Origin of the sequence: Jejudonia soesokkakensis, assembly GCF_042664795.1 — a bacterium.
GTDB lineage: Bacteria > Bacteroidota > Bacteroidia > Flavobacteriales > Flavobacteriaceae > Jejudonia > Jejudonia soesokkakensis.
This window is the reverse complement of sequence record NZ_JBHTBN010000001.1, coordinates 370984-393856: the sequence shown is the minus strand read 5'-3', so window position 1 is coordinate 393856 and position 22873 is coordinate 370984. Positions and strand designations below refer to the sequence as shown.

22 protein-coding genes are annotated in these 22873 nt (G+C 36.7%); 4 read left to right on the top strand and 18 right to left on the bottom strand.

What is annotated here, in order from left to right; all coding sequences use genetic code 11:
• Window positions 1-50 precede the first annotated feature (50 nt).
• Window positions 51-1112: an A/G-specific adenine glycosylase gene (mutY, locus tag ACFQO1_RS01785; RefSeq protein ID WP_380216109.1), complete on the bottom strand. Its 1062-nt coding sequence runs from the start codon at window positions 1110-1112 to the stop codon at window positions 51-53.
• 126 nt (window positions 1113-1238) lie between these two features.
• Here mutY and ACFQO1_RS01780 point away from each other — a divergent pair, with 126 nt between their 5' ends.
• From ACFQO1_RS01780 to ACFQO1_RS01770, 3 genes are all read left to right on the top strand, one after another.
• The gene (locus ACFQO1_RS01780; protein ID WP_380216107.1) at window positions 1239-1529 is read left to right on the top strand and encodes an HU family DNA-binding protein; all 291 of its coding nucleotides are present in this window, start codon (window positions 1239-1241) and stop codon (window positions 1527-1529) included.
• 353 nt (window positions 1530-1882) lie between these two features.
• Complete coding sequence (locus tag ACFQO1_RS01775; RefSeq protein ID WP_380216105.1) at window positions 1883-3424, top strand: Rne/Rng family ribonuclease; 1542 nt, start codon at window positions 1883-1885, stop codon at window positions 3422-3424.
• A 353-nt stretch (window positions 3425-3777) separates the two neighbouring features.
• Window positions 3778-4257, top strand: a complete 480-nt coding sequence (locus ACFQO1_RS01770) for a regulatory protein RecX (protein ID WP_380216103.1) — start codon at window positions 3778-3780, stop codon at window positions 4255-4257.
• Window positions 4258-4332: 75 nt separating this feature from the next.
• On the opposite strand, the gene ACFQO1_RS01765 is transcribed toward ACFQO1_RS01770, so the two are convergent.
• From ACFQO1_RS01765 to ACFQO1_RS01730, 8 genes are all read right to left on the bottom strand, one after another.
• Entirely contained in the window at window positions 4333-5196 is an 864-nt protein-coding gene (locus tag ACFQO1_RS01765) for a cupin-like domain-containing protein (RefSeq protein WP_380216101.1), read from the bottom strand.
• 41 nt (window positions 5197-5237) lie between these two features.
• Window positions 5238-6329, bottom strand: coding sequence for a biotin synthase BioB (gene bioB / locus ACFQO1_RS01760; RefSeq protein WP_380216099.1), 1092 nt, complete (start codon window positions 6327-6329; stop codon window positions 5238-5240).
• Window positions 6330-6459: 130 nt separating this feature from the next.
• Entirely contained in the window at window positions 6460-7656 is a 1197-nt protein-coding gene (locus ACFQO1_RS01755; RefSeq protein ID WP_380216097.1) for a beta-ketoacyl synthase N-terminal-like domain-containing protein, read from the bottom strand.
• A complete protein-coding gene (bioA, locus tag ACFQO1_RS01750) occupies window positions 7631-8896 on the bottom strand; it encodes an adenosylmethionine--8-amino-7-oxononanoate transaminase (protein ID WP_380216095.1) in 1266 nt (421 codons plus the stop codon). The genes ACFQO1_RS01755 and bioA overlap by 26 nt, the downstream gene beginning before the upstream one ends.
• Before the next feature lie 68 nt (window positions 8897-8964).
• Window positions 8965-9249: a GIY-YIG nuclease family protein gene (locus tag ACFQO1_RS01745; protein WP_380216093.1), complete on the bottom strand. Its 285-nt coding sequence runs from the start codon at window positions 9247-9249 to the stop codon at window positions 8965-8967.
• A 22-nt stretch (window positions 9250-9271) separates the two neighbouring features.
• Entirely contained in the window at window positions 9272-9895 is a 624-nt protein-coding gene (gene bioD / locus ACFQO1_RS01740) for a dethiobiotin synthase (protein WP_380216091.1), read from the bottom strand.
• Complete coding sequence (locus ACFQO1_RS01735) at window positions 9892-10308, bottom strand: putative signal transducing protein (protein ID WP_380216089.1); 417 nt, start codon at window positions 10306-10308, stop codon at window positions 9892-9894. Before ACFQO1_RS01735 ends, bioD begins: the two co-directional genes overlap by 4 nt.
• Window positions 10309-10317: 9 nt before the next feature.
• Window positions 10318-11463 carry an aminotransferase class I/II-fold pyridoxal phosphate-dependent enzyme gene (locus tag ACFQO1_RS01730; RefSeq protein WP_380216087.1) on the bottom strand — a complete coding sequence of 382 codons (1146 nt, stop codon included), beginning with the start codon at window positions 11461-11463 and terminating at the stop codon, window positions 10318-10320.
• 74 nt (window positions 11464-11537) lie between these two features.
• Between ACFQO1_RS01730 and ACFQO1_RS01725 the strand changes: the two genes are divergently transcribed.
• Window positions 11538-12128, top strand: a complete 591-nt coding sequence (locus tag ACFQO1_RS01725) for a GNAT family N-acetyltransferase (RefSeq protein WP_380216085.1) — start codon at window positions 11538-11540, stop codon at window positions 12126-12128.
• 8 nt (window positions 12129-12136) lie between these two features.
• On the opposite strand, the gene ACFQO1_RS01720 is transcribed toward ACFQO1_RS01725, so the two are convergent.
• The 9 genes from ACFQO1_RS01720 to ACFQO1_RS01680 form a co-directional block, all read right to left on the bottom strand.
• Window positions 12137-13165 carry a hypothetical protein gene (locus tag ACFQO1_RS01720; protein WP_380216083.1) on the bottom strand — a complete coding sequence of 343 codons (1029 nt, stop codon included), beginning with the start codon at window positions 13163-13165 and terminating at the stop codon, window positions 12137-12139.
• Between the two features lie 119 nt (window positions 13166-13284).
• Window positions 13285-13560 (bottom strand): F0F1 ATP synthase subunit delta/epsilon, encoded by a 276-nt coding sequence (locus ACFQO1_RS01715; protein ID WP_380216081.1) that lies wholly within the window; start codon window positions 13558-13560, stop codon window positions 13285-13287.
• A 72-nt stretch (window positions 13561-13632) separates the two neighbouring features.
• Complete coding sequence (atpD, locus tag ACFQO1_RS01710; protein WP_380216079.1) at window positions 13633-15138, bottom strand: F0F1 ATP synthase subunit beta; 1506 nt, start codon at window positions 15136-15138, stop codon at window positions 13633-13635.
• Between the two features lie 252 nt (window positions 15139-15390).
• Window positions 15391-16836, bottom strand: a complete 1446-nt coding sequence (locus ACFQO1_RS01705; RefSeq protein ID WP_380216077.1) for a choice-of-anchor B family protein — start codon at window positions 16834-16836, stop codon at window positions 15391-15393.
• A gap of 16 nt (window positions 16837-16852) precedes the next feature.
• On the bottom strand, window positions 16853-17746 hold the full coding sequence (locus tag ACFQO1_RS01700) for an aminotransferase class IV (RefSeq protein ID WP_380216075.1): 894 nt from the start codon (window positions 17744-17746) through the stop codon (window positions 16853-16855).
• On the bottom strand, window positions 17747-18469 hold the full coding sequence (locus ACFQO1_RS01695; RefSeq protein ID WP_380216073.1) for a sulfotransferase-like domain-containing protein: 723 nt from the start codon (window positions 18467-18469) through the stop codon (window positions 17747-17749).
• Between the two features lie 47 nt (window positions 18470-18516).
• Window positions 18517-20364, bottom strand: coding sequence for a glutamine--fructose-6-phosphate transaminase (isomerizing) (gene glmS / locus ACFQO1_RS01690; protein WP_380216071.1), 1848 nt, complete (start codon window positions 20362-20364; stop codon window positions 18517-18519).
• Between the two features lie 11 nt (window positions 20365-20375).
• The gene (locus tag ACFQO1_RS01685; RefSeq protein WP_380216069.1) at window positions 20376-21917 is read right to left on the bottom strand and encodes a DUF4270 domain-containing protein; all 1542 of its coding nucleotides are present in this window, start codon (window positions 21915-21917) and stop codon (window positions 20376-20378) included.
• 87 nt (window positions 21918-22004) lie between these two features.
• Entirely contained in the window at window positions 22005-22823 is an 819-nt protein-coding gene (locus ACFQO1_RS01680) for a glycogen/starch synthase (RefSeq protein WP_380216067.1), read from the bottom strand.
• Between the last annotated feature and the right edge of the window lie 50 nt (window positions 22824-22873).

Genomic DNA, 22873 nt, shown 5'->3' with positions numbered 1-22873 from the left:
TGTTACAAAGGTAGGTTTTGAGTTTTAAATATAAGTAAAATTTTGGGTTTTTAACTGCTGAAAAATTCAGTTATAAAATTCTGAAGTAACACTGGAACAGCATATTCTTTTACGTTCTTAATAGAAATACTGTTTGTAATTTTTTCTGAAGCTGAGCCAATCCAGAAGCGGGTATACAAATGCTGGTGTGACAATTTATGAATTACTGAAGTCTCATTGTACAAAGTGATTTCTGAAAGTTGGTGTTTTTTTGCTAATTCCTGAAAAGCGTTCATCTCCTTTAACTGAAATTCATTTATTTCTGAAGTACTTTCAAGTAACGGAAACTCATACAATCCCTGCCAAATTCCTTTACCCGTACGTTTTTGTAGGAGTGTTTTATCATTTTCAGAAAGGATAACGATATAATTAAAGTACCGCTTTTTTACGTTCCGTTTTTTGAGCTTCACAGGCAATTGTCCTACTGCATTGGTTTTATAGGCTTCACAGCGATCGTTAAAAATACAATTCGAACATTCAGGGTTTTGAGGCACACAATAACGTGCCCCAAACTCCATAAGCGCCTGATTATAGGTTCCTGGTTGTGACTCGTCCAATAATTGCTGCGCAAGAGACTTAAATTCTTTTTTTCCCTGAGTTGAATTGATAGGGGTATGCACTCCAAACACGCGGGACAAAACCCTATAGACATTACCATCGACTACAGCTGTAGGTTCGTTATAACAAATAGAAGCAATGGCACTTGCCGTATAGTCCCCAACACCTTTTAAGGTTACAAGTCCTTGATAATCTTTAGGAAACACCCCGTTACATGTATTTACAATATAGTTGGCCGTAAAATGAAGGTTTCGGGCTCTTGAGTAATATCCAAGTCCTTGCCAGAGTTTTAAAACATCTGTTTCAGATGCATTTGCAAGTGCTTCAACCGTAGGGAATGCCTCTACGAACTTTAAATAATAGGGCAATCCCTGAGCAACACGGGTTTGTTGTAAAATAATTTCAGATAACCAGATGTAATAGGGATTGTCACTCCCCCGCCAAGGCAAATCTCTTTTATGAATTAAATACCAAGAAGTGAGTTTATTAGCAAAAAAAGGGGCAAATTTTGGCATAAGACAAATGTAGCACTTCTCTATTTATTTTATAATATGTTAACCATTTGATTATTTGATATTAAAATCCTTATATTTGCCCTCTTAAAAAAATAAACGCTAATTAGTAAATTTAAAATTAAAAAAATGACGAAAGCAGATATCGTAGCAAAGATTTCAGAAAAAGAAGGAATGGAAAAAGGAGATGTACAAGCTGTCATCGAAACTTTTATGAGTGAAGTAAAAAACTCTCTTGAAGGTGGAGATAATGTATATCTTAGAGGTTTTGGAAGTTTCATTATTAAGAAAAGAGCTGAAAAAACTGGAAGAAATATTTCTAAAAACACAACGATTAAGATCCCCGCACATAACATCCCTGCATTTAAGCCTGCAAAAGTATTTGTAGAAGGTGTAAAAACAAACGTAGAAGTTAAGTAAATACTAACAATCCCGACCTTCATTGAGGTGTCGGGATATTTTAAAAAAATCTAAATATGCCAAGTGGTAAAAAAAGAAAAAGACATAAGGTAGCGACGCACAAGCGTAAGAAAAGAAGACGCGCTAATCGCCACAAAAAGAAGTAGTGATTTCACTACTTTTTTTTATTTATTATTACAAAAGTTCTTTGAAAATGGAATTGCAAAAAAGTTACCACCTTATAACTGTATTGTAGTTTCGACGGGTTTTTCTGAAAGGTATGCCTTTCAGAATAACAAAAACCTGTGATAAAATATTGTTTAATCCATTCCGACCCTTTAATTAAAAAGGTTGGGATAAAAATCAAAAAGCAAGTGAGCTACGAACTATTTATTCGATCCAGTTCACAAGAAGTTGATTTTGCCCTTTTAAAAGATGGAAAACTATTAGAGCTTCACAAGGAAGAAGAGGCTAACAAATTTTCTGTTGGTGATATTTATATCGCCAAAATCAGAAAAACTGTGCCTGGTCTTAATGCTGCATTTGTTAATGTAGGATATGAGAAAGATGGTTTTTTACACTATCACGATCTAGGACCAAAAGTTCTTTCTTTATTGAAGTTCGTAAAACGTGTAAGCACAGGCAAACTTAAAGATTATTCTTTAAAAGAATTCCCATTTGAAAAAGAGATTGATAAAAACGGAGGCATTAATACTGCCCTAAAGTCAAATCAATCTACTCTGGTACAAATTGTAAAAGAGCCTATTTCCACTAAAGGACCTCGTATAAGTTCTGAGCTATCTATAGCCGGACGTTATATTGTTTTGGTTCCTTTTTCAGACCGTATTTCTATTTCACAAAAAATAGAATCCAAGGAAGAAAAAGAAAGGTTAAAGCGCTTGATAACAAGTATAAGACCCAAAGGTTTTGGTGTTATTATACGTACAGTAGCAGAGGGCAAAAAAGTAGCAGAACTGGATAGAGATTTACAAAATCTCATGGATCGCTGGACAGCGATGTGTAAAAAGCTACAAGGAGCGCACCACCCAAGCAAGGTGCTGAGTGAGTTAGAAAGGGGAACATCACTTATACGTGATGTATTTAACGAATCGTTTACCAATATCTGTATTGATGACGAGACCTTATACTTACAAATAAAAGATTATGTGCAGGAAATTGCACCTGGTAAAGAAAATATCGTTAAATATTACGACAGCAAAGTACCCATTTTTGAAAAATTTGGTATTGAGCGTCAAATTAAAACTTCTTTTGGAAAATCAGTTTCAGGAAGCAAAGGTGTTTATTTGGTGGTAGAACATACCGAGGCCATGCATGTCATTGACGTGAATAGTGGAAACCGAAGTAACAAATCTAAAAACCAAGAAGACACTGCCCTTGAAGTAAACATGATTGCAGCTACAGAAGTAGCAAGGCAACTAAGGTTACGTGATATGGGTGGGATTATAGTGATTGATTTTATAGATATGTCCAGTGCGGCAAATCGAAAAAAACTCTATAATCATATGCGAGACGAAATGAAGGATGACAGAGCAAAACATAAAATTTTGCCTCCTACAAAATTCGGATTGATCCAAATCACTCGTCAACGGGTAAGACCAGAGATGAATATTAAAACAAGAGAAGAAGCCCCAACGGGTGACGACGGCGAAATTGAAGCACCTATTATTGTAGTGCAACGAATCACCGAAGATTTAAAAAGATTATTTAAAAAAGACTATAAAAAGATCACATTACATACGCATCCTTTTATAGCGGCCTTCTTAACAAAAGGCTTTCCATCTGTGCGAACCAAATGGTTTATGGAGCACAAAAAATGGGTGAAAATTCAACCAAGAGATGCTTACACGTATCTAGAGTATCACTTCAACGATAAAAACGGAGAAGAGATAAAATAGCAACCAACCCTTTCGATGTATTTCGGAAGGGTTTTTTTTATGCTTTTTTTTTGGGCGTTACCTTACGCTCATTTCTATCGCTACAGGTCGGGCTTTCGGCAGTCGCTTTTTGTTTTGTGCTTCGACAGGCTCAGCATGACAAAACAAAAGAGCTCCAACAGAGCCTCAATCCCTAACGCGAACACCCCTAAAGTCTCCTCTAGGGGACAATCCTAAAAATTCAATTTTTTTTATTTTGAATATATTAATGCACTTTAACATGACTGTCTAATTAAGAAATTAACATCTTAAAAAAATGTCCCCTAGAGGAGACTTTAGGGGTGTTTTTAATAAATAGTATTACATTTAACAAAATGCGAAATACTAACAAAACATACACCGTAGATGAAGCTACCCAAAAACTGGAAGCGTACTGTGCATACCAGGAGCGCTGTCATAAAGAAGTACATCAAAAGCTAAAGAATATGGGGATGATTCCCCAAGCCATTGACCAAATCATTCATCACTTGCTTCAACACAACTTTTTAAATGAAACCCGTTTTGCACAAGCCTTCGCCAGAGGGAAATTTCGAACCAAAAAATGGGGCAAACAACGCATCGTTCGGGAGCTAAAGTTTCGGGAGATTTCACAATTCAACATAACCCTCGCTTTAAAAGAAATTTCAGATAAGGATTATTTTGAAACCTTCGATGCCCTTTCAGAAAAAAGAATAAAACAACTAGAGGGAGAAACCAACCTTCAGAAAAAAAGAAAAAAATTAGCAGATTACTTATTGTATCGTGGCTGGGAAAGTCATTTGGTTTGGGAAAAAGTTCGGGAACTTATCAATTAGAAATAAGCACCAAACAATAATGTCTTATTTGTGAGATTTCTCGTCACTTCGCTCTGTCGAAATAACGCGAGTAAGCTACTCTATTCCCAGTTTTTTATGTGTTCTGTCGATGGCCTTTCGGTTTTTAGCATCGATCCAGGCTTGCCCTTTTCGTCTTCGCATAAAATTATCGTAATGACGCATCCAAAAAATATTGTAAATCGCCTTTGCCAAATTTTTAGGATTTCGGGCAATGGCACGTAAACTCATTGAAAATCCTGGTGTGATATATTTCATATAATGCCAGTAACCTTCGGGCATATACAGTACTTCCCCATGTTCCAAATGGGTCTTATACCCTTTCGCTTTTTTTAAAGCAGGCCATTTCTCATAGTCTGGATTCGACATGTCAATGTCTTCCCGATTGATCAGAGAATGCGGGATTTTATAGAGATAATCATTTTGCTTCTGGTCAAAAAGAATACATTCTTTCTTTCCGTGGAAATGAAAATGAAAGATATTTGCCAGGTCTATGTCATAATGCATAAACGTATGGCTATTCGTTCCTCCAAAGAATAACATGGGCAGTCCCTTCATTAATTTTATTCCAAAATCAGGATAACTATAATCCTTTTGAAGAATAGGAACTTCTTTTAAAATATTCCATAGAAAAATTCTGAATTTTGTAGGCTCTCGTTTTAATAAGTCGACATATTCCTTCATCTTCATTTTGGCGTGTGGTTCATTAAAACCATCTTCATGCGTCACTGGCCGATCATCGTACAAAGGAACTTCCTTATCACCAGCAACTGCTGCCATATAATCCAGATTCCATTTTGTATACGCAGGCCAATCTTCAATAAAACGCTCAATTACCACCGGCTTTTGAGGTTTAAAGTAGTTTTTTATAAAATCTTTTTTAGAGATCGTTTTTACCCGATCTATTTCCTGTAACTGCATATTATTATTGAAGAACGTAAAAGTATTAAAATTGTAGTGATTTACTTCACTGAGGCTTTTGCTTTTGCCTCTTCATTACGCTCAATGGTGTGGCCTGGACGTGTCCATTTTGGTTTTTCCCCTTGTGCTTTATATTTGGAATACTGTGCCTCTACAGATTCTGGCTGCGCTTTTTTAACAAAAGGTTTCATAGGTTCTAATCCTAACAACTTGAACATTTCCATATCCTCATTCACATCAGGATTTGGCGTGGTCAACAATTTATCTCCCGCAAAAATAGAATTGGCACCTGCAAAAAAGCACATGGCTTGTCCTTCCCGAGACATTTGAGTTCTTCCAGCAGATAATCGTACTTGTGTATTAGGCATTACGATTCGGGTAGTAGCGACCATTCGGATCATATCCCAAATCGAAATAGGCTCTATCTCTTCCATAGGCGTTCCTTCTACCGCCACTAATGCGTTGATTGGAACACTTTCGGGCTGCGGACTTAAACTCGCAAGCGCGACCAACATTCCGGCGCGATCTTCCAAAGCTTCTCCCATTCCAATAATTCCGCCACTACACACAGTCACATTTGTTTTACGAACATTCCCAATGGTATCCAATCGATCCTGATACGCACGTGTAGAAATTACATCCTTATAGTAATCTTCAGAGGTGTCTAAGTTATGATTATAGGCGTAGAGTCCTGCTTCAGCGAGACGATGTGCCTGATTTTCGGTGATCATCCCAAGTGTACAACACACCTCCATATCCAGCTTGTTAATAGTTCGAACCATTTCTAACACCTGATCAAACTCTTTTCCGTCTTTAACATTTCTCCAAGCAGCACCCATACATACACGGGAGCTTCCGCTAGCTTTCGCACGAAGTGCCTGTGCTTTTACATGAGAAACCGTCATCAAATCATTCCCTTCAATATCAGTATGGTATCTTGCTGCCTGTGGACAATACCCGCAGTCTTCTGGACAACCACCTGTTTTAATAGAGAGCAAAGTTGAAACCTGTACCTGATTAGGATTATGTGACTCTCGATGTACCGTAGCGGCATCATAGAGCAACTCCATCATGGGTTTATTATAGATTGCTACTATTTCTTCTTTGGTCCAGTTGTGTTTTATTTCGCTCATACCTATCTTCCGCGAAGGCGGGTAACTTTTAATTTAAGCAAGGCATTTTAGACCTACAAGCAGGCCCGCAGCAACATCTTGCAGGTTTTTAAAATGACAATCGTTCAAAAATAGGAAAATTGACGCTAGTTTAAGACGGTTTTTGTAGAATTATACTAACAGCATTACCACCAAAGCCTACAGCATTAATCATAATTGTTTTCAACTGCTTCGGAAGGTGCCGTGCATTTGCAAAAAATGGATTTTCAATAAATTTGTTATGCTGCAGCATCAAAATTGCCATCTCAATGCTCAATATTCCGGAAGCTGCAAAGGTATGACCCACTAACCATTTATTGGAGGTGAGTAACGGAAGTCTATTTTTAAAAACGATGTCAATAGCATTTTTTTCGGCCTTATCTCCTTTTACAGTTCCAGGGGCATGCATTACTATTGCATCTATCGTTTCTAATTCTGCGAGCGTCAACGCTCTTTGCATCGATTTCTGAAAACAATCGGCATTTTCTGAAATAGAACTGTTATGCTCTAATGCTTCTGAAGCAAATCCGTAGCCAACAACTACTGCTTTAGTTTTCTCTGAAACGCCTCTTTCCAAAACAGCAATCGCAGCTCCTTCGCCTAAGATCATGGTATTCTTTTTCTTCTGAAAGCGCATGCTTTCACAAGCCAACTTGTTTGGAGATTTTGAGTATAACTTCATCGCTTGCATCTGAGCACTTGTAAAAGGCGTTAAAGCCGCCTCTGTTCCTCCAACAATAAAAGCATCTGCCATATCTGCCTGTAACCATGCAATCCCGTTTAAAAGGGCATGCATTGCCGTAGAGCAAGTAACAGACTGATCTATGGAAATACCATCTAATCCTAATTCCTGTCCCACCCACGAAGAAATGTTTCCTGTGGTAGTGGTTGGTGATGTGAATGGAGAGACTTTATTCTCGGTTATAAATTGTTTGTGATAGGATTCAAATAAGCTGGTTGCACCACGGGAGGAGCCAATATTGACGCCAACTCTTTCAGTAGGAAGTATTTCTTTTATTTGTGGATGTTTAACTGCTAGTAATGCTAACAAAACAGCTCTGTCCAGATTTTTATAGGCATGATTCTCTTTCCGAAGTGATGCTATTGCAACTTCTAAATCTTTGGAAAGCGCAGCTACTTTTACGCCGTGTTTTTCAGAAAAAAAAGAGGTTCCGGAACGATAGGATTGCCAAACATCTTCAGTTTTAGATCCCAATGGAGATACTGAAGAAATGTGTGTTATAGAAATAGGGTGTTGCAACGGCTGAAGTTTTGCTGCAAATTTACAGCTTCGCCAAAGTATGTTCAATAGAATTGTAGATTTTCTGCAATTGATCGTCTGTAATCACAAAAGGAGGAAGCACATAAATGGTATTTCCTAAGGGACGAAGACACACACCTTGTTTCATAAAATGGTCATATAAAGCCGAACGCGACGTTCCGTAACGTTCCATTTCTTTGGTTAATTCAAATGCGAGAATGAGTCCTTTAGTACGTATATTTTTTACTTTCGAATTTTCCTTCAGACGATCCGCAAACTCTTCGTGAGCCAGTTCAATTCGCTTTTTATGTTGTTGCATTGCTAAAGAACCCAACAAATCAATTCCGGCAATGGCAGCAGCACAACCTAACGGATGTGCACTATAGGTATGTGCGTGAAAAAACCCTTTGGAAGGCTCTTCACTTAAAAATCCATCAAAGATCCTTTGAGTACACGATGTGATACTCAGCGGAAACATCCCTGCGGTGAGCGCCTTACTTAAGCACATAATATCGGGCTTACATTCAAGAAAATCTGAAGCAAAGTTGCGCCCCGTTTTTCCAAATCCGGTCATGATCTCATCGGCAATACACAACACATCGTTTTCTTGGCATTTTTTAATGAGCCTATCCAACCCTTTAGCCGAATGAAATTTCATTCCCGCAGCACCTTGTACTAAAGGTTCAAAAATAAAAGCTGCACATTTGTTTTCTGAAAGAATGGCTTCTAGCTGTTCTAATACTTCATCAATCGTGTCTTCTTGAGGGGTTGGAATTCGTTTTACATTCAGTAAAAAATCTTCAAAGGGACCGTTGTACGACGATATCCCTGAAGCGCTCATCGCTCCAAAGGTATCGCCGTGAAATCCATCTTCGAACGCAATTAACGTATCTCTTTTATCAGCTTTGTTGTGATGGTATTGCAAGGACATTTTTATAGCTGCTTCCACAGCGGTAGAACCATTGTCGTTAAAGAAAATCTTCTGCTGATTGGCTGGTAGAATCTCCATTAATTTTTCTGAAAGCTGTACGGCAGGCTTGTGAGTGAATCCGCTAAACATGACAAAATCCAATTGTTCCATCTGCTGCTGTACAGCTTTTATAATTTCGGGATGACCATGTCCATACATACAGGTATACCAGGATGCAATTGCGTCGATATATTCCTTTCCATCTTCATCCCAAAAGAGCGCCCCTTTGGCTTTTACAATACCAATAGGTGGTGCAGCCGTCTTATGCTGTGTAAGAGGATGCCAGATATGTTTGCTGTCTCGTTTTGAAAGGTTCATGTTGCTTATTATGTCATGCTGAACCTGCCTGTCGTGCCTTGGCAGGCAGGCTTGTTTCAGCATCTCATTTATCGAAATAAATCTAGGGTTTTTAATATTGGGTTTACCTCTTTAATTAAATTTAGCTTCCACTCTTTATGCCAATTTTTTAATTGCTTTTCTCTAGCAATAGCCTGTTCAATGTTACTAAACGCTTCAAAATAAATCAAATCCTTCAGGTTATATTTTTTTGTAAAAACAGAACTTATTCCATCATTATGCTCAATTATTCTTCTCTGAAGATTTGAAGTAACTCCAATATAAAAGGTGGTTCTATATGTATTTGTGAGTATGTAAATATAACTTGTTTTCATTTGATGTGACCCTGAAACAAGTTCAGGGTGACGTTAGGATTGTTCTAAACTTTTCAGCATACTCCTTCACCACATTTTGATCAAAATACGGTTCTTCCTCAATACGTCCTAATACAGGAACACCGCTCATTTTTTTTATGATAGATTCAGTAGAAGGATGTTCATTTCCGCTGAATATAATTCCGAAGACATTTAAATTTCTAGCCTTTAGCGCTTCGATAGTTAATAACGTATGATTGATACTTCCCAGATAATGACGTGAAACGACGATCACTTTATCGGAAGGCTGAATTAGGTCTATAATTGTTTCCGAATCATTTAGTGGCACTAATAATCCGCCCGCACCTTCGATTACTAAATCATTTTGAGTATCTGGGCGTTTTATGTTTTTTACAGAAATAGAAACTTGATCGATTGCCGCCGCAGCGTGCGGACTCATAGGCGCATTTAAAGTATATGCACTTTTATGAAAAACAGTTTTTTTATTTGAGACAAGCTTTTCGACTTTGTGTGTATCGCTATTGTCTAACTCACCTGCCTGAATGGGTTTCCAATAATCGGTCTGTAAAGCTTCCGTTATAATTGCAGAGACAATCGTTTTACCAACTTCGGTAGAAATGCCTGTGATAAAGTAGGTAGAATTCATAGTGTATTAAATTTTATTTTACATTCATCACAACGATAGTCATACCTAGTATAAAAAGGCAGAAGCCCAAATAAAAGACCACTAAAAAGAAAAGCCACTAAAGATTTGAAATCTTGAATATGTGAAATTAAATGAATTTTTGAACTCATACAATTTGGACAACTTATTTTTTCTCCCTCATCGGTAATCGAATACTCACTTATAGAATTTAAAATGTGTGTAGCGTTGTCTATGTCTTTTCTTGCAACATTCAATTTTACGCCTCCAATGGCATTGCTAACCAAAGGATCTGTATCTATGGTGTGTTCATCACTTAAATATGTTCTAATACCTTCAGATTCTAAAAGACCTCTAATAATTTTTGCTTCAGAAGAATATGTAAAAGTTGCAACAGTTATAAAAGTAGAATCCATTTTAAAAAATTATAAATGCTCTTTGAGTAAAGATACCATCTTTTTAATTTGATCTTCCGTATTAAAACTATGAATACAAATACGCAAACGTTCCTGTCCTTCAGGAACTGTAGGTGACAGAATTGGTTTTATATCAAAACCTTCTTTTTTCAATGTTTCTGAAAGGTTTTTAACATGATTGTTTCCTGGAACAATACAACTTTGAATGGCAGTATTGCTGCTAATGAAAGATGCGGAAAGTTGTAATGCTGCTATTTGTGATTGAACTAAGCTAATGATTTGATATAGCTTTTCAATTTGTAATGTTTTAGAGAGCATTTCATATGCCGCAGTAATGGTTGCCAAGGTATGGGGCGGGAGTGCTGTGGTATAAATTAAGCTTCGAGAGAAATTAACAAGGTATTGTTTCAATACTGAAGCTCCTAAAATTGCAGCTCCGTGACATCCTAAGGCTTTTCCGAAGGTAACAATTCGTGCAAACACATCATTTTCAATTCCAAGTTCTTGAACAAGTCCGACTCCATGTTTTCCAAGAACTCCTACCGCATGCGCTTCATCGATGATCAAATGAATGTTGTTTTCTGCACAAAAATCTGAAAAAGCTAAAAGGTCTGGCGAATCACCATCCATAGAAAATACAGATTCGGTAACCAGGTAAACTTCTGTAGTATCATTGAGGCTTCGACTGTGCTCAGCCTGACACTTCCGTTTTAAATCTTCCAAATCATTATGAATAAACTTTACCGAAGTCGCATGACTCATACGTATCCCATCACGGATAGAGGCATGACATAATTCATCATAAAAAATAACATCTCCCCGTTGTGGCACACTACTGAAAAAACCAAGGTTCGCATCATAGCCACTGTTAAAAACAAGGGCGGCTTCTGCATTATGAAAGTTTGTAATTTGAGTTTCAGTTAAGGAATATAGTGTATGATTTCCTGAAAGTAATCGAGAGCCTGCAGCACCATTTTGTTTGAGATTGTATTCTTCAAGAATTTCTAGAGCACGAATATAAATGGTTTCATTTTTACTAAACCCTAAATAATCGTTTGAAGAAAAATCAATTAAATCGGCAGACCCACCAAGTTTCCGAAGCGAATTATTTTGGGTACGTTCTTCTATTTTTTTCTGAAGCTTCTTAGGTAACATGCTTCAAAGATACATAGCATTTCTCTGAATACTTAAAATGAAATTTTCTATTTTAGAGTATCAATAAAAATTATATGATTACGTACCATTCCTGCACTACAGATGACGAATTGCGACAAATTTTAAAATTACAGCATCAAAATCTACCTGCTTCAGTTTCTAAGGATCAAAAAAAGACTGACGGATTTGTAACCGTACATCACACTTTTGAATTACTGAAAGAAATGAATAAAACTTGCCCACATATGCTAGCAAAAGATGGTAATCAAGTGGTTGGATATGCGCTCTGTATGCACCCTAAATTTGGAGATGAGATAGACATTTTAAAACCTATGTTTGCTGAAATATACAAGCATTTCTCTAATCAAAATGAGATGCTGAAACAAGCCTGCCTGCCAAGGCACGACAGGCAGGTTCAGCATGACATTAAAAATTATTTAGTAATGGGCCAGGTGTGTATCGCAAAAGCCTATAGAGGTCAAGGAATTTTCAGAAAATTATACGAAAAGATGAAAGCTGAAGTGATCCCACCTTTTTCGTGTATCATTACCGAAGTGGATACTAAAAACAAACGCTCATTGCAAGCACATTTTGGGATAGGCTTTCAGAAAATGAGAAGTTACCAGTCTGGCGGACAGGATTGGGAGATAATATATTTAACTTAATTTGTTCTTTAATCAATCCATTTTTTATCATAGGGATCTGATGCATCTAATAAATCAATTTCTAATTTTGTTGCTATTTTTTTACCAATAACTAAAGCATCTTTATAATTACCACATCCAGAAATTACTATATGTTTATTTGAATTATACCATAGGTTTATAAGATAGAAGCTTTCTCTTTTTTGAAACACAGAGATATAATCTAGGGTATCTAAATTTTTCCACGAACCCCACTTTATAGGACCTATATTGTATATTATTTTAAATTGATTATTTTGAAGATCGAAAACATAATCATTGATTATTGAAAATTTTATCCCTATTGAAATCAAAATAGTCAAAATTCCAATGGTTTCTATTGGCAGGCTTATCCATATATCGTGAAAGTTAACACCTACAAACATTAAATAAGCAATTACAATTGAAAGTGTAAAACAAAACCCTGAAACAATAGTTTGCCAAAAGGGCCTATTTCCTTGTGAAAAGTATGCGTCAATTTTCCTGTCCTCTTTTAAAATAGGTCTTACTATATCATCAACAATTTCAAATTGCTGATTTGTATTTCCGTTATGAAATTCAATTTTGAGTTGCTTCGCGATTTGCATCGAATATTGTATTGCTGTATCGCAATTCAGAAAAGAATTGATAAAAAAGTGTTTGTTAGAATCATACCATAAGTTGACTTCAAAATTGCCTTCAACATTTTCATGTACTGAAACATATTCCAGTTTTCTAAAACTCCGCCATTTTCCGAAGCCAATTACCCCAATCCTTTTTACTGTTTTATATTTCCTGTTTTTAAAATCAAAATGATACTCCCTAACCATCCCAAACACAGTTCCAGGAACTATGAAAATTAAAGCCATTAAAGTACGCCCTATAACAATTTCATATACAGAAACATCAGTATGGGTATTTAAGGTGTCAAACCCTTCCCATAAAACAAAACCTGCGATAGAATAACATACTATAGCAATTAATATTTTATACCAGGCTTTTTTACTATTTACAATTGTTATTTCATCATTAGTAAGCATAAACAAGTATACAAAATAAAGCTTGGATTGGTTTTAACAAAGGCATTAGTAGTCGTTATAAAAAAATCCCAAACTTCATTACTGAAATTTGGGATTTATCATCTTTGATGATACAGATTTTAATCTGCCAACACCATTACTTTATTATTATTCATTTCTACAGTTCCTCCATTGATGTGAAGTACCCATTTCCCATCTTTCTGAGTGAATTTATTTTTAAATCCTTCAGCGATGGTTGGATTACCTTTAAAACGAACTTCCCCTTCAACCAGTAGCGATACAATGGCTGCGTGGTTGTTCAGCATTTGAAATTCTCCTTCCATACCTGGAACGGTCACACTTTCTACTTCTCCGCTTACCAATGAAGCTTCTGGGGTTACTATTTCTAAATACATCGTTATTAGTTTTCAGTAAACAGACACAGTATGCAGTTACTGTAAACTGCTACTGAGTACTAGATACTATTTTTATGCTTCCGCCAACATTTTCTCTCCAGCCTCGATTGCTTCTTCGATAGAACCTTTCAAGTTAAAAGCTGCTTCTGGAAGGTGATCTAATTCACCATCCATGATCATGTTAAATCCTTTGATTGTTTCTTTAATATCTACCAATACTCCTGGAATACCTGTAAACTGTTCTGCCACGTGGAATGGCTGTGATAAGAAACGTTGTACACGACGTGCGCGGTTTACTGCCATCTTATCGTCTTCAGATAATTCTTCCATACCCAAAATAGCAATAATATCTTGTAATTCTTTATAACGCTGTAACAACTCTTTTACACGTTGTGCACAGGCATAATGTTCTTTTCCTAAGATCGATTCGGTCAAAATTCTTGACGTAGAATCCAAGGGATCTACCGCTGGGTAAATTCCAAGCTCGGCAATTTTACGTGATAATACTGTTGTTGCATCCAAGTGTGCAAACGTTGTTGCCGGTGCTGGATCGGTAAGGTCATCTGCAGGTACATAAACCGCCTGTACAGATGTAATAGATCCTTTTTTGGTAGAGGTAATACGCTCCTGCATCGCACCCATCTCTGTTGCTAATGTTGGTTGGTATCCTACCGCAGAAGGCATACGACCTAATAGTGCCGATACTTCAGAACCTGCTTGCGTAAATCTAAAGATATTATCAACGAAGAACAGTACATCTTTTCCTTGTCCGTCACCTGCACCATCTCTAAAATATTCAGCAATGGTCAAACCAGATAAGGCCACACGCGCACGTGCTCCAGGTGGCTCATTCATTTGTCCAAATACGAAGGTAGCTTTACTTTCTTTCATGGCTTTTTTATCCACTTTAGAAAGGTCCCATCCCCCTGCTTCCATAGAGTGCATAAAGTCCTCTCCGTATTTAATAATACCCGACTCAAGCATTTCTCTCAAAAGGTCATTTCCTTCACGTGTTCTTTCCCCTACTCCTGCGAATACCGAAAGTCCACCGTGACCTTTTGCAATATTGTTAATCAACTCCTGGATCAATACTGTTTTACCTACACCAGCACCTCCAAATAAACCAATTTTACCTCCTTTTGCATACGGCTCAATAAGGTCAATTACTTTGATTCCTGTAAATAAAACTTCGGTAGAAGTTGAAAGATCTTCAAATTTTGGAGCTTCACGGTGAATTGGAAGTCCGTTGTCTCCATCTTTTGGCAAGTCACCAATTCCATCAATTGCATCACCAATTACATTAAACAAACGTCCGTATACATCATCACCAATGGGCATTTGTATAGGCGAACCTGTCGCAACAGCATCTACTCCACGGCTTAAACCATCTGTAGAATCCATCGAAATGGTTCTTACAGTATTTTCACCCACGTGAGACTGTACTTCAAGAATTAATTTGTTTCCGTTATTATTTACTTCAAGACTATCGTAAATCTTTGGAAGTTCAGCTCCATTAGCAAACTCAACGTCTACTACCGGGCCAATAATCTGTGCAACTTTTCCTGTAACTTGTGACATTATTAACTGTTTCTTTTTAAGTTATCTAAGGGAGTACTTTTCACCCTTTTTTTCAACGGTGCAAAGATAGTTTTTTCTGTTTTAATATTACAACGGATTTTTGGATATTTTTTTAGAGTGTTTTTGGGAGACTCCTACTTCGCTATTGCTACGTAGCACCGCGCTTTTCGCATTACATGGTAAGTTGCTTCAATCGCTGTCTCACAGAATTCCCTTTGCTTATTCAACCGGATATAAAGAAGAATAGTGGTTTTATCTTTTCACTATCTTTAACGTTGTTGATTTATTTAAGTTTACAAGATAGATTCCACTTTCAAAAGCAGCCATATTTAGCTCTTTAGACATTTCATCTAAAGCTTCTATAACACGCAATCGTTTTCCTAACATATCATAGATTTCAATATGAGTAATAGGAGTGCCTTCAGAAGTAATCGTTACACGCTCTGTTGTTGGATTGGGAAATACAGAAAATGAATCATTCTTACTCTCTGGATTGGAGAGAATATTATCATTTTTTGTAACCACAAACAATCCGCCATTATCTGAAAAATTGGTAATAATCAAATTGCCACTTTCAAAAAACGGATAGACATTCCATGCTCCAGGGTCACCAATAGAAGCACTTGTTCTATCATCTGCAGGCCAAGTATCAAAATAACCAACTTCCTCAATATTGCGATTATCTATATCACTAATATCCAATACCCGCATTCCTCCACTATACGCAGACAGATAAATTTTATCTCCTTTTACATACACATTATGATCTACCGCAGGAGTTTCTCCTATATATTGCATATGCTCTACAGGATTGTCTAAATCTGTCATATCCATTATGATCAATCGCAACATATTTCCATTAAAAACTTCATCCAGTTCGTCTGTGACTACAAAATATTTTTGATCTTCGGTAAACCAGCCCTGATGCGTATACTCTACATCACTATAGGATATCTCTGATAGTGTCTGCGGATTTCCTTTGTCTGAAACATCTACAAAGACAACTCTGTCCTCATTACTTCCCACAAATAACTCGATCCCCTGATAATCTGAATCCGGACCATTATACATGACTATTTGTGCATCATGCGTGTACCCTTCTCCAGCAAAACCTCCAGCTGCAATAGGATTCGGTGGATCTTGAATATTGACAAAATGAGGTCCTCCCGAAAAGGTATTTGTTCCAATTCCATACGCAAATCCACTATCTTCATTGATAGCAATATTATGTGCAGAGCCAAACCCTGTGTAAACACCATCATCTTCAAAGACAACAGGCGGATTTGTTACATTTCTTAACTTTGTAAGATCGAATATTTGCATTCCATGACCACTTATCTCACTAACAATAAAAGCATAGTTATTATATACTTTTACATCGTGCCAGTTCCCTTGAAATTCATTTAAAACTGGTGAAATTAATTTTCCTAGATATATCGGATTTACTGGGTCTGAAACATCCACATACCCAGAACCATTTCTTAATGCGATGATGGCATATTCCTTTCCAGTAGTTGAGTCAGTCCATCCCCATGAGTCGCTAGAAGAATTTGCCTCAAACGTCGTTAGCGGAATATTAGAGAGCAATGCGTAATCATCACACGGATAGATTCCAGCTCTATTCGTTACAGTATCACACGGAGTCTGTGAATAGCTAATGGAAGAAAATATAAATGTAAATAGTAGCAATTTTTTCATAATAGATTTTAAAGAATTATAATTTTTCACACAATGTACGAACACTATTTTTAAAAAGCTGCAATATCTTTTCTGTTACTTGGTCATTAATATTAATATCCCTTCCATCAATCTCAACAACAGGAGTCAATTCTCCCATCGTTCCTGTTGCAAAAACACCGTCTGCATTATATAATTGGGATAAAGTAAGGTCTGCTTCTTTAATCTCAATATTATTTTTTTGGCATAATTCAATAACCGTAGCTCTTGTAATGCCAGGAAGACATGCGTGTGCATAGGGAGTGTAAACAACCTCATCCTTTATCATAAAAAGATTGCTTCCGTTTAGCTCGGCCACAAAGCCCCGGTCATCCAACATCAATCCAGCATCCTTTCCAGCGACATTGGCTTGTATCTTGGCAATGATATTGTTTAGTAAATTGTTATGATGGATCTTACTATCCAAAAACTGAGGTGAATTTCTCCGCTGGCTGGTACTTATCACTTTTATTCCGCTGGTATTATCATAGACCAAAGGTTTCCATTCGGCTAAGACAATTAAACACGATCCATCTTGATTTAGCCTAGGATCCATCCCACTGGTAATTTTTTCTCCCCGCGTAAGTGTCAATCGGATATGGGTTTCATCGGTCATTCCATTAGCATCTAATGTCATTTTGATTGCTTTTTTAATTTCTGCTTTGGAAGGAATATCTGTAAACGCTACTGTTTTTGCACTTTCCTGTAATCTGGTCAAATGTTTGTCCAGACATACAATTCCTTCTGGGTAGACTCGTAAGCCTTCCCATACAGCATCCCCGCCTTGTACTGAACTATCAAATACCGAAACTTTTGCTTCATTTCTGTGGTACAACTTGTCTTTTACAAAGACATGTATATCATCATTTTTTGGATTTCGTTTTTGTAACATTTAATCGTTTTTTAAAAGGTGTATTTTTAAAATATTGTAATAGATCAAAGCTTCATCCAGAACTAGTTGTAGTCTTTCTGGTATATGTTGATCGCTTGTTTTTTGAACCGAAAACCCTTCAGAATTATGAACATTTTGATACCAATGCTTTGCCCAGATTCCATCTTCTGGGATTCCGCCTTTTTTCCAATGCAGCATTCTTTCATAAAAAGGAATTTTTAATAGTTCACAAAGTTTCCGAAGGTATTGTTCAGGATTTTTCAGCAATTCATCACTGTCCATAACAATTGGAGTTTTATGATGTTCTTTCAGAAACAAAAATAACTCAGATGCTTTTTTAATTCCTATATCACTTATCGTAGGATTCTCAATCACTTTTGAAAAAGAGGCTAGTAATTTTTTAGGGTGGCGAATTAATATTACGTTTCCCCAGTTTAAAATATGGGTTGGCGTTTCAGAAAGGTAATGATGTGCCATTCCTTTTATAAAGACGTGAGAAGTTTCAGCAAGTAATTTGATATTTTCTGTCACTTTTTTATCTGAAAGCTCCATCGTACGTATAATTTCTGCTTTGGAAGGATGGGCAACTTCGACACGACCATGTTTCAGATAAAATCCATAATACGGTTCGTCCAAAACCCTACAGTCTTTGCGTTGCGCAAAGCTATACATCAATGCCGTTGATAAATTACGCGGCCCAGAAATAAGGTTGATGATTTTCACCTTCTAAAAGTAGAAGATATTTTGATAAGTAGAAAGTAAGCTGAAAGTTATTCTACCGTAACCGACTTTGCTAAATTACGTGGCTGATCCACATTTCGGTTTAACATCACCGCTATGTGATACGATAGTAATTGTAGCGGAATAGTGGTCACTAACGGACTTAAGGTTTCAGGAGTTTTAGGAACTTCCATAATGTAATCTGCCAGCTCTTTTACCTGGGTATCTCCTTCGGTTACCACAGCAATGATCTTGCCTTTTCGGGCTTTGATCTCTTCAATATTACTTACCACTTTTTCGTAATGATTACTGTTTACGGCAATGACCACCACTGGCATTTGCTCATCGATTAAAGCGATGGGACCATGTTTCATTTCAGCAGCCGGATAGCCTTCGGCATGAATGTAGGAGATTTCTTTTAACTTTAAAGCACCTTCTAGAGCTACAGGGAAGTTATAGCCCCTTCCGAGGTATAGAAAATTAGCAGCATCTTTAAACTTTGAAGCAATTTCTTTGATTTTATCATCACTTTGCAAGGCTTCTTCCACTTTTGCTGGGATGGTATCCAACTCGCGCAGGTATAACATATAGTCCCCTTTGGAAATAGTACCACGAACCTTGGCCAAGCGTAATGCCATTAATATTAGTACCGTAATCTGAGTGGTAAATGCTTTAGTAGAAGCAACTCCAATTTCTGGGCCGGCGTGTGTATAAGTACCACTATGGGTTTCTCTCGAAATCGTAGAACCTACCACATTACAAACACCATAGACAAAAGCTCCTTTTTCTTTAGCCAACTTAATTGCTGCGAGCGTATCTGCAGTTTCACCACTTTGAGAAATGGCTATCACTACATCTTTTTCGGTTATAATTGGATTTCTATATCTGAATTCTGAAGCATATTCAACCTCAACAGGAATACGAACTAAATCTTCAAAAATATATTCGGCCACAAGACCAGCATGCCAAGAGGTCCCGCAGGCTACAATAATAATACGGTCTGCATTGGTAAACTTTTCGATATAATCTTCAAGCCCGCCTAGTTTTACAATCCCTTCATCGGGCAACAATCGGCCTCTATAGGTATCTTTTATTACGGAAGGCTGCTCATAGATTTCTTTCAGCATAAAATGATCATAGCCTCCTTTTTCAATTTGCTCAAGGTTTAACTGAAGCTCATGAATATTGGGTGCCACAATCTTATCATCTTTAATTTTACGTACACGCACTTCACGTCCGCGACGTATGATCGCCATTTCTTCATCTTCCAAATAAATGGCATTATTTGTAAATTCTATAAAAGGAGAAGCATCACTCGCCACAAAAAATTCGTCATCACCAATTCCGATTGCCAAAGGACTTCCCAATTTTGCCACTACAATTTCATCTGGCTTATTGCGATCAAATAGAGCAATAGCATAGGCTCCTACCACCTGATTTAAAGCAATTTGCACTGCCTTTCCTAACTTAACACCTTCTTTCTTTTGGACTTCTTCTACAAGGTTAACCAGCACTTCTGTATCGGTATCACTTTTGAAGGTATATCCTCTATTAAGTAGCTCTTTTTTAATAGAAGCATAGTTTTCAATAATCCCGTTATGAATAATCACAAGATTGCCACTATTAGAATAATGTGGGTGGGAGTTAACATCATTAGGAACACCGTGTGTAGCCCATCTTGTATGGCCAATTCCTAGAGAACCTTTGGTATTCGTTCCATCTGAAAATTTTTTTTCAAGGTCTGCGACTTTCCCTTTAGTTTTACAAAGTGCAATGTCTTGCCCATCGTAAATTGCTATTCCTGCGCTATCGTAGCCTCTGTATTCAAGACGCTTTAATCCATTTAAAATAATAGGATATGCTTCTCTTTTACCAATGTAGCCTACAATTCCGCACATATAAAATAGTATTAATTAGGTTCTGTATAAAATATCTGAAGTTTTAATCGCTTATCAACATCTGGAGAAAGGTTTCCATGAAACACAGTTCCTTCTGGCGAAATAACTCCTCCTGTGGGTACAGAAGATAAGAAAGGAGACTGAACGTTGCGTAAGTCTTGAAAGTTTCGGTTTAACACATTCTGTGTCACCATGACAGCTAACGGAACATTGGTAGAATCCCGATTGATTAAATTACTGATATGTCTTGTAATTCTAATTTTATAGAAATCTCCAATTTCGTCACTTCCTCTCTCCAGTCTTTCTAAGTGGACAATTTTTGAGTCTACAGCTACAAGTGAGACAGAAGGATCAAAATCATAATCAACCAGCAATTGTCCATTTTTTGTATCATAAATTATTATACGTTCTGGCTCTGTTTCTCCCCCTTGAATTCTATTTTGATCTACATAAAAAATTAAGTTAGCTTCATTAATAAGCCATTCTCTCTCACGTAAAATTTCAAGTTCATCTGCAATTCCATTATTATCTTCATCTGGACCAAATAACTCTACAATTGTAGCAATACCACTACCTCCTCTGGCATACAAAGTTTCTTCTCCATTTGTAAAATCCTGTGAACTTAGTTCTTGTTCAACAGATGGCGTAAGATCATTTTTAAATACATTCACATTAACACCGTCAAAACTCATTTCAAAGGTTTTTTCATCTCTCTGATCTGTGACTGTGGCATTGTCTTCGGTATAATGAATTGTTATTGAAGCATCATCAAGGTTAAAAAGAATTAAATTAGTATTTGCTCCTGAGCCGTCTACATTGAAATATATTCCCCTAAAATAATTTTTAAAGTTATTATTACTTAGCAATACTGACTGTCCTTCTTGATCTATAATAAGTTCCTCCCAAAATTCTTTTGGTAATTCAACACGTATTCCAGGTGGAATAAGTTCTTCATCATCCTCTCCTTCATTTTCGATAAATCCTTCGGCTCTTGGTACAAAATCTTCGATTGTAAAAATTGTTTCTCCTAAAAAGCTTTCGAATAATGGTGCTTGATCAGAATAGTATTTTTGAGGCTCTTCAAAACCTGAAGTAGGGTCAAAATCTCTCAATAAAAAATTTGATCTCACCAAACTAATATCTATAGGGTCCTGGCCAAAAATCGAATCTAATGTATATGTTACGCCACCTGTGGTTTGAGTTGCTTGGCTAAAAAAAGGAATATACATAATAACACTATCTACTACAGTGTTTTCGCCAAAATCAGGAGCAATTCTATCAAGTGTAATTTGTGACAGAAGGTTAATCGTTGACTTGCCATAGACAGCATCTGTATAAGTACCTAATTGATACGTTGGAAGATTATTTGACTCCACAGAGGTTAGTTTTCTGCTATAGGAAACTACTGTATTTGCATCAGTAAATTCATTTTCAATATTTGGATCTCCTACAATATCTGCTCCTAAAGTTGCGAAATCTTCTTCGCAGGAAGCCAATAGAATAATAGCTACTAAAAGGAGGGTGACTTTGGGGATGATATACTTAATTTTCATGTATTCTATTTCGTTTATGCTGTAACGGTTGTTACAATGCTTTAGTATTATTTGTAAAGACGAGAGAGGTTTAAAATAATTTCAGCATTATGATTCTTCTTCAAGAACTTTGGTAGTGTAAAAATTAAGATATGCTTCTTCGGCTTCTTCTTTTGGTGTATAAGACAATACAGGTTTGTCAAGACCATCCAAATAAGTCTGCAAATCATCTGGAATCGAATCTGAAGCAACGATTGCCGCATCACTATTCTCAATTGCAGTCTTCATTACATTCACATAATTTGGATTCTTTAAGCTTTCAAGTACCTCCTCGTCAATAGCATCAAACATGATTTTATCTACAACAGCTTCGTTTAATTGGCCTTCAAATCCATTACTGTAAACCGAAGTTACAATTTTACTGTTTTCAAAGAGAGGTTCATTCCCGTAATAGTTTCTGAGATATAGTGGTAAAAATGAAGCTAACCAACCATGCACATGAATAATATCTGGCGCCCAATTTAATTTCTTAACTGTTTCAATGACTCCTTTTGCAAAAAATATAGCACGTTCGTCATTATCTTTAAAAAGATTCCCTTCTTCATCTGCATAGGTCGCTTTCCGCTTAAAGTAATCTTCATTATCAATAAAATAAACCTGCATACGCTCCTTTGGAATAGAGGCTACTTTGATAATAAGCGGCATATCCAGATCATTAATCACAAGGTTTAATCCGCTTAATCGAATTACTTCGTGTAGTTGATGACGACGTTCATTAATATTTCCATAACGAGGCATAAAAATTCTAATTTGCCCGTTTTTATTGTTTACCATTCTGGCTGCTTCAAACGACATTGAAGAAATCTCGGTCTCAGGTAAGTAAGGAACCACTTCCGAAGACACATATAAGACTCTTTTATCTTTCATAAAGTACTGCTTTGTTTAAGTTTGCAAAAGTACAAAAATTTATGCAGATT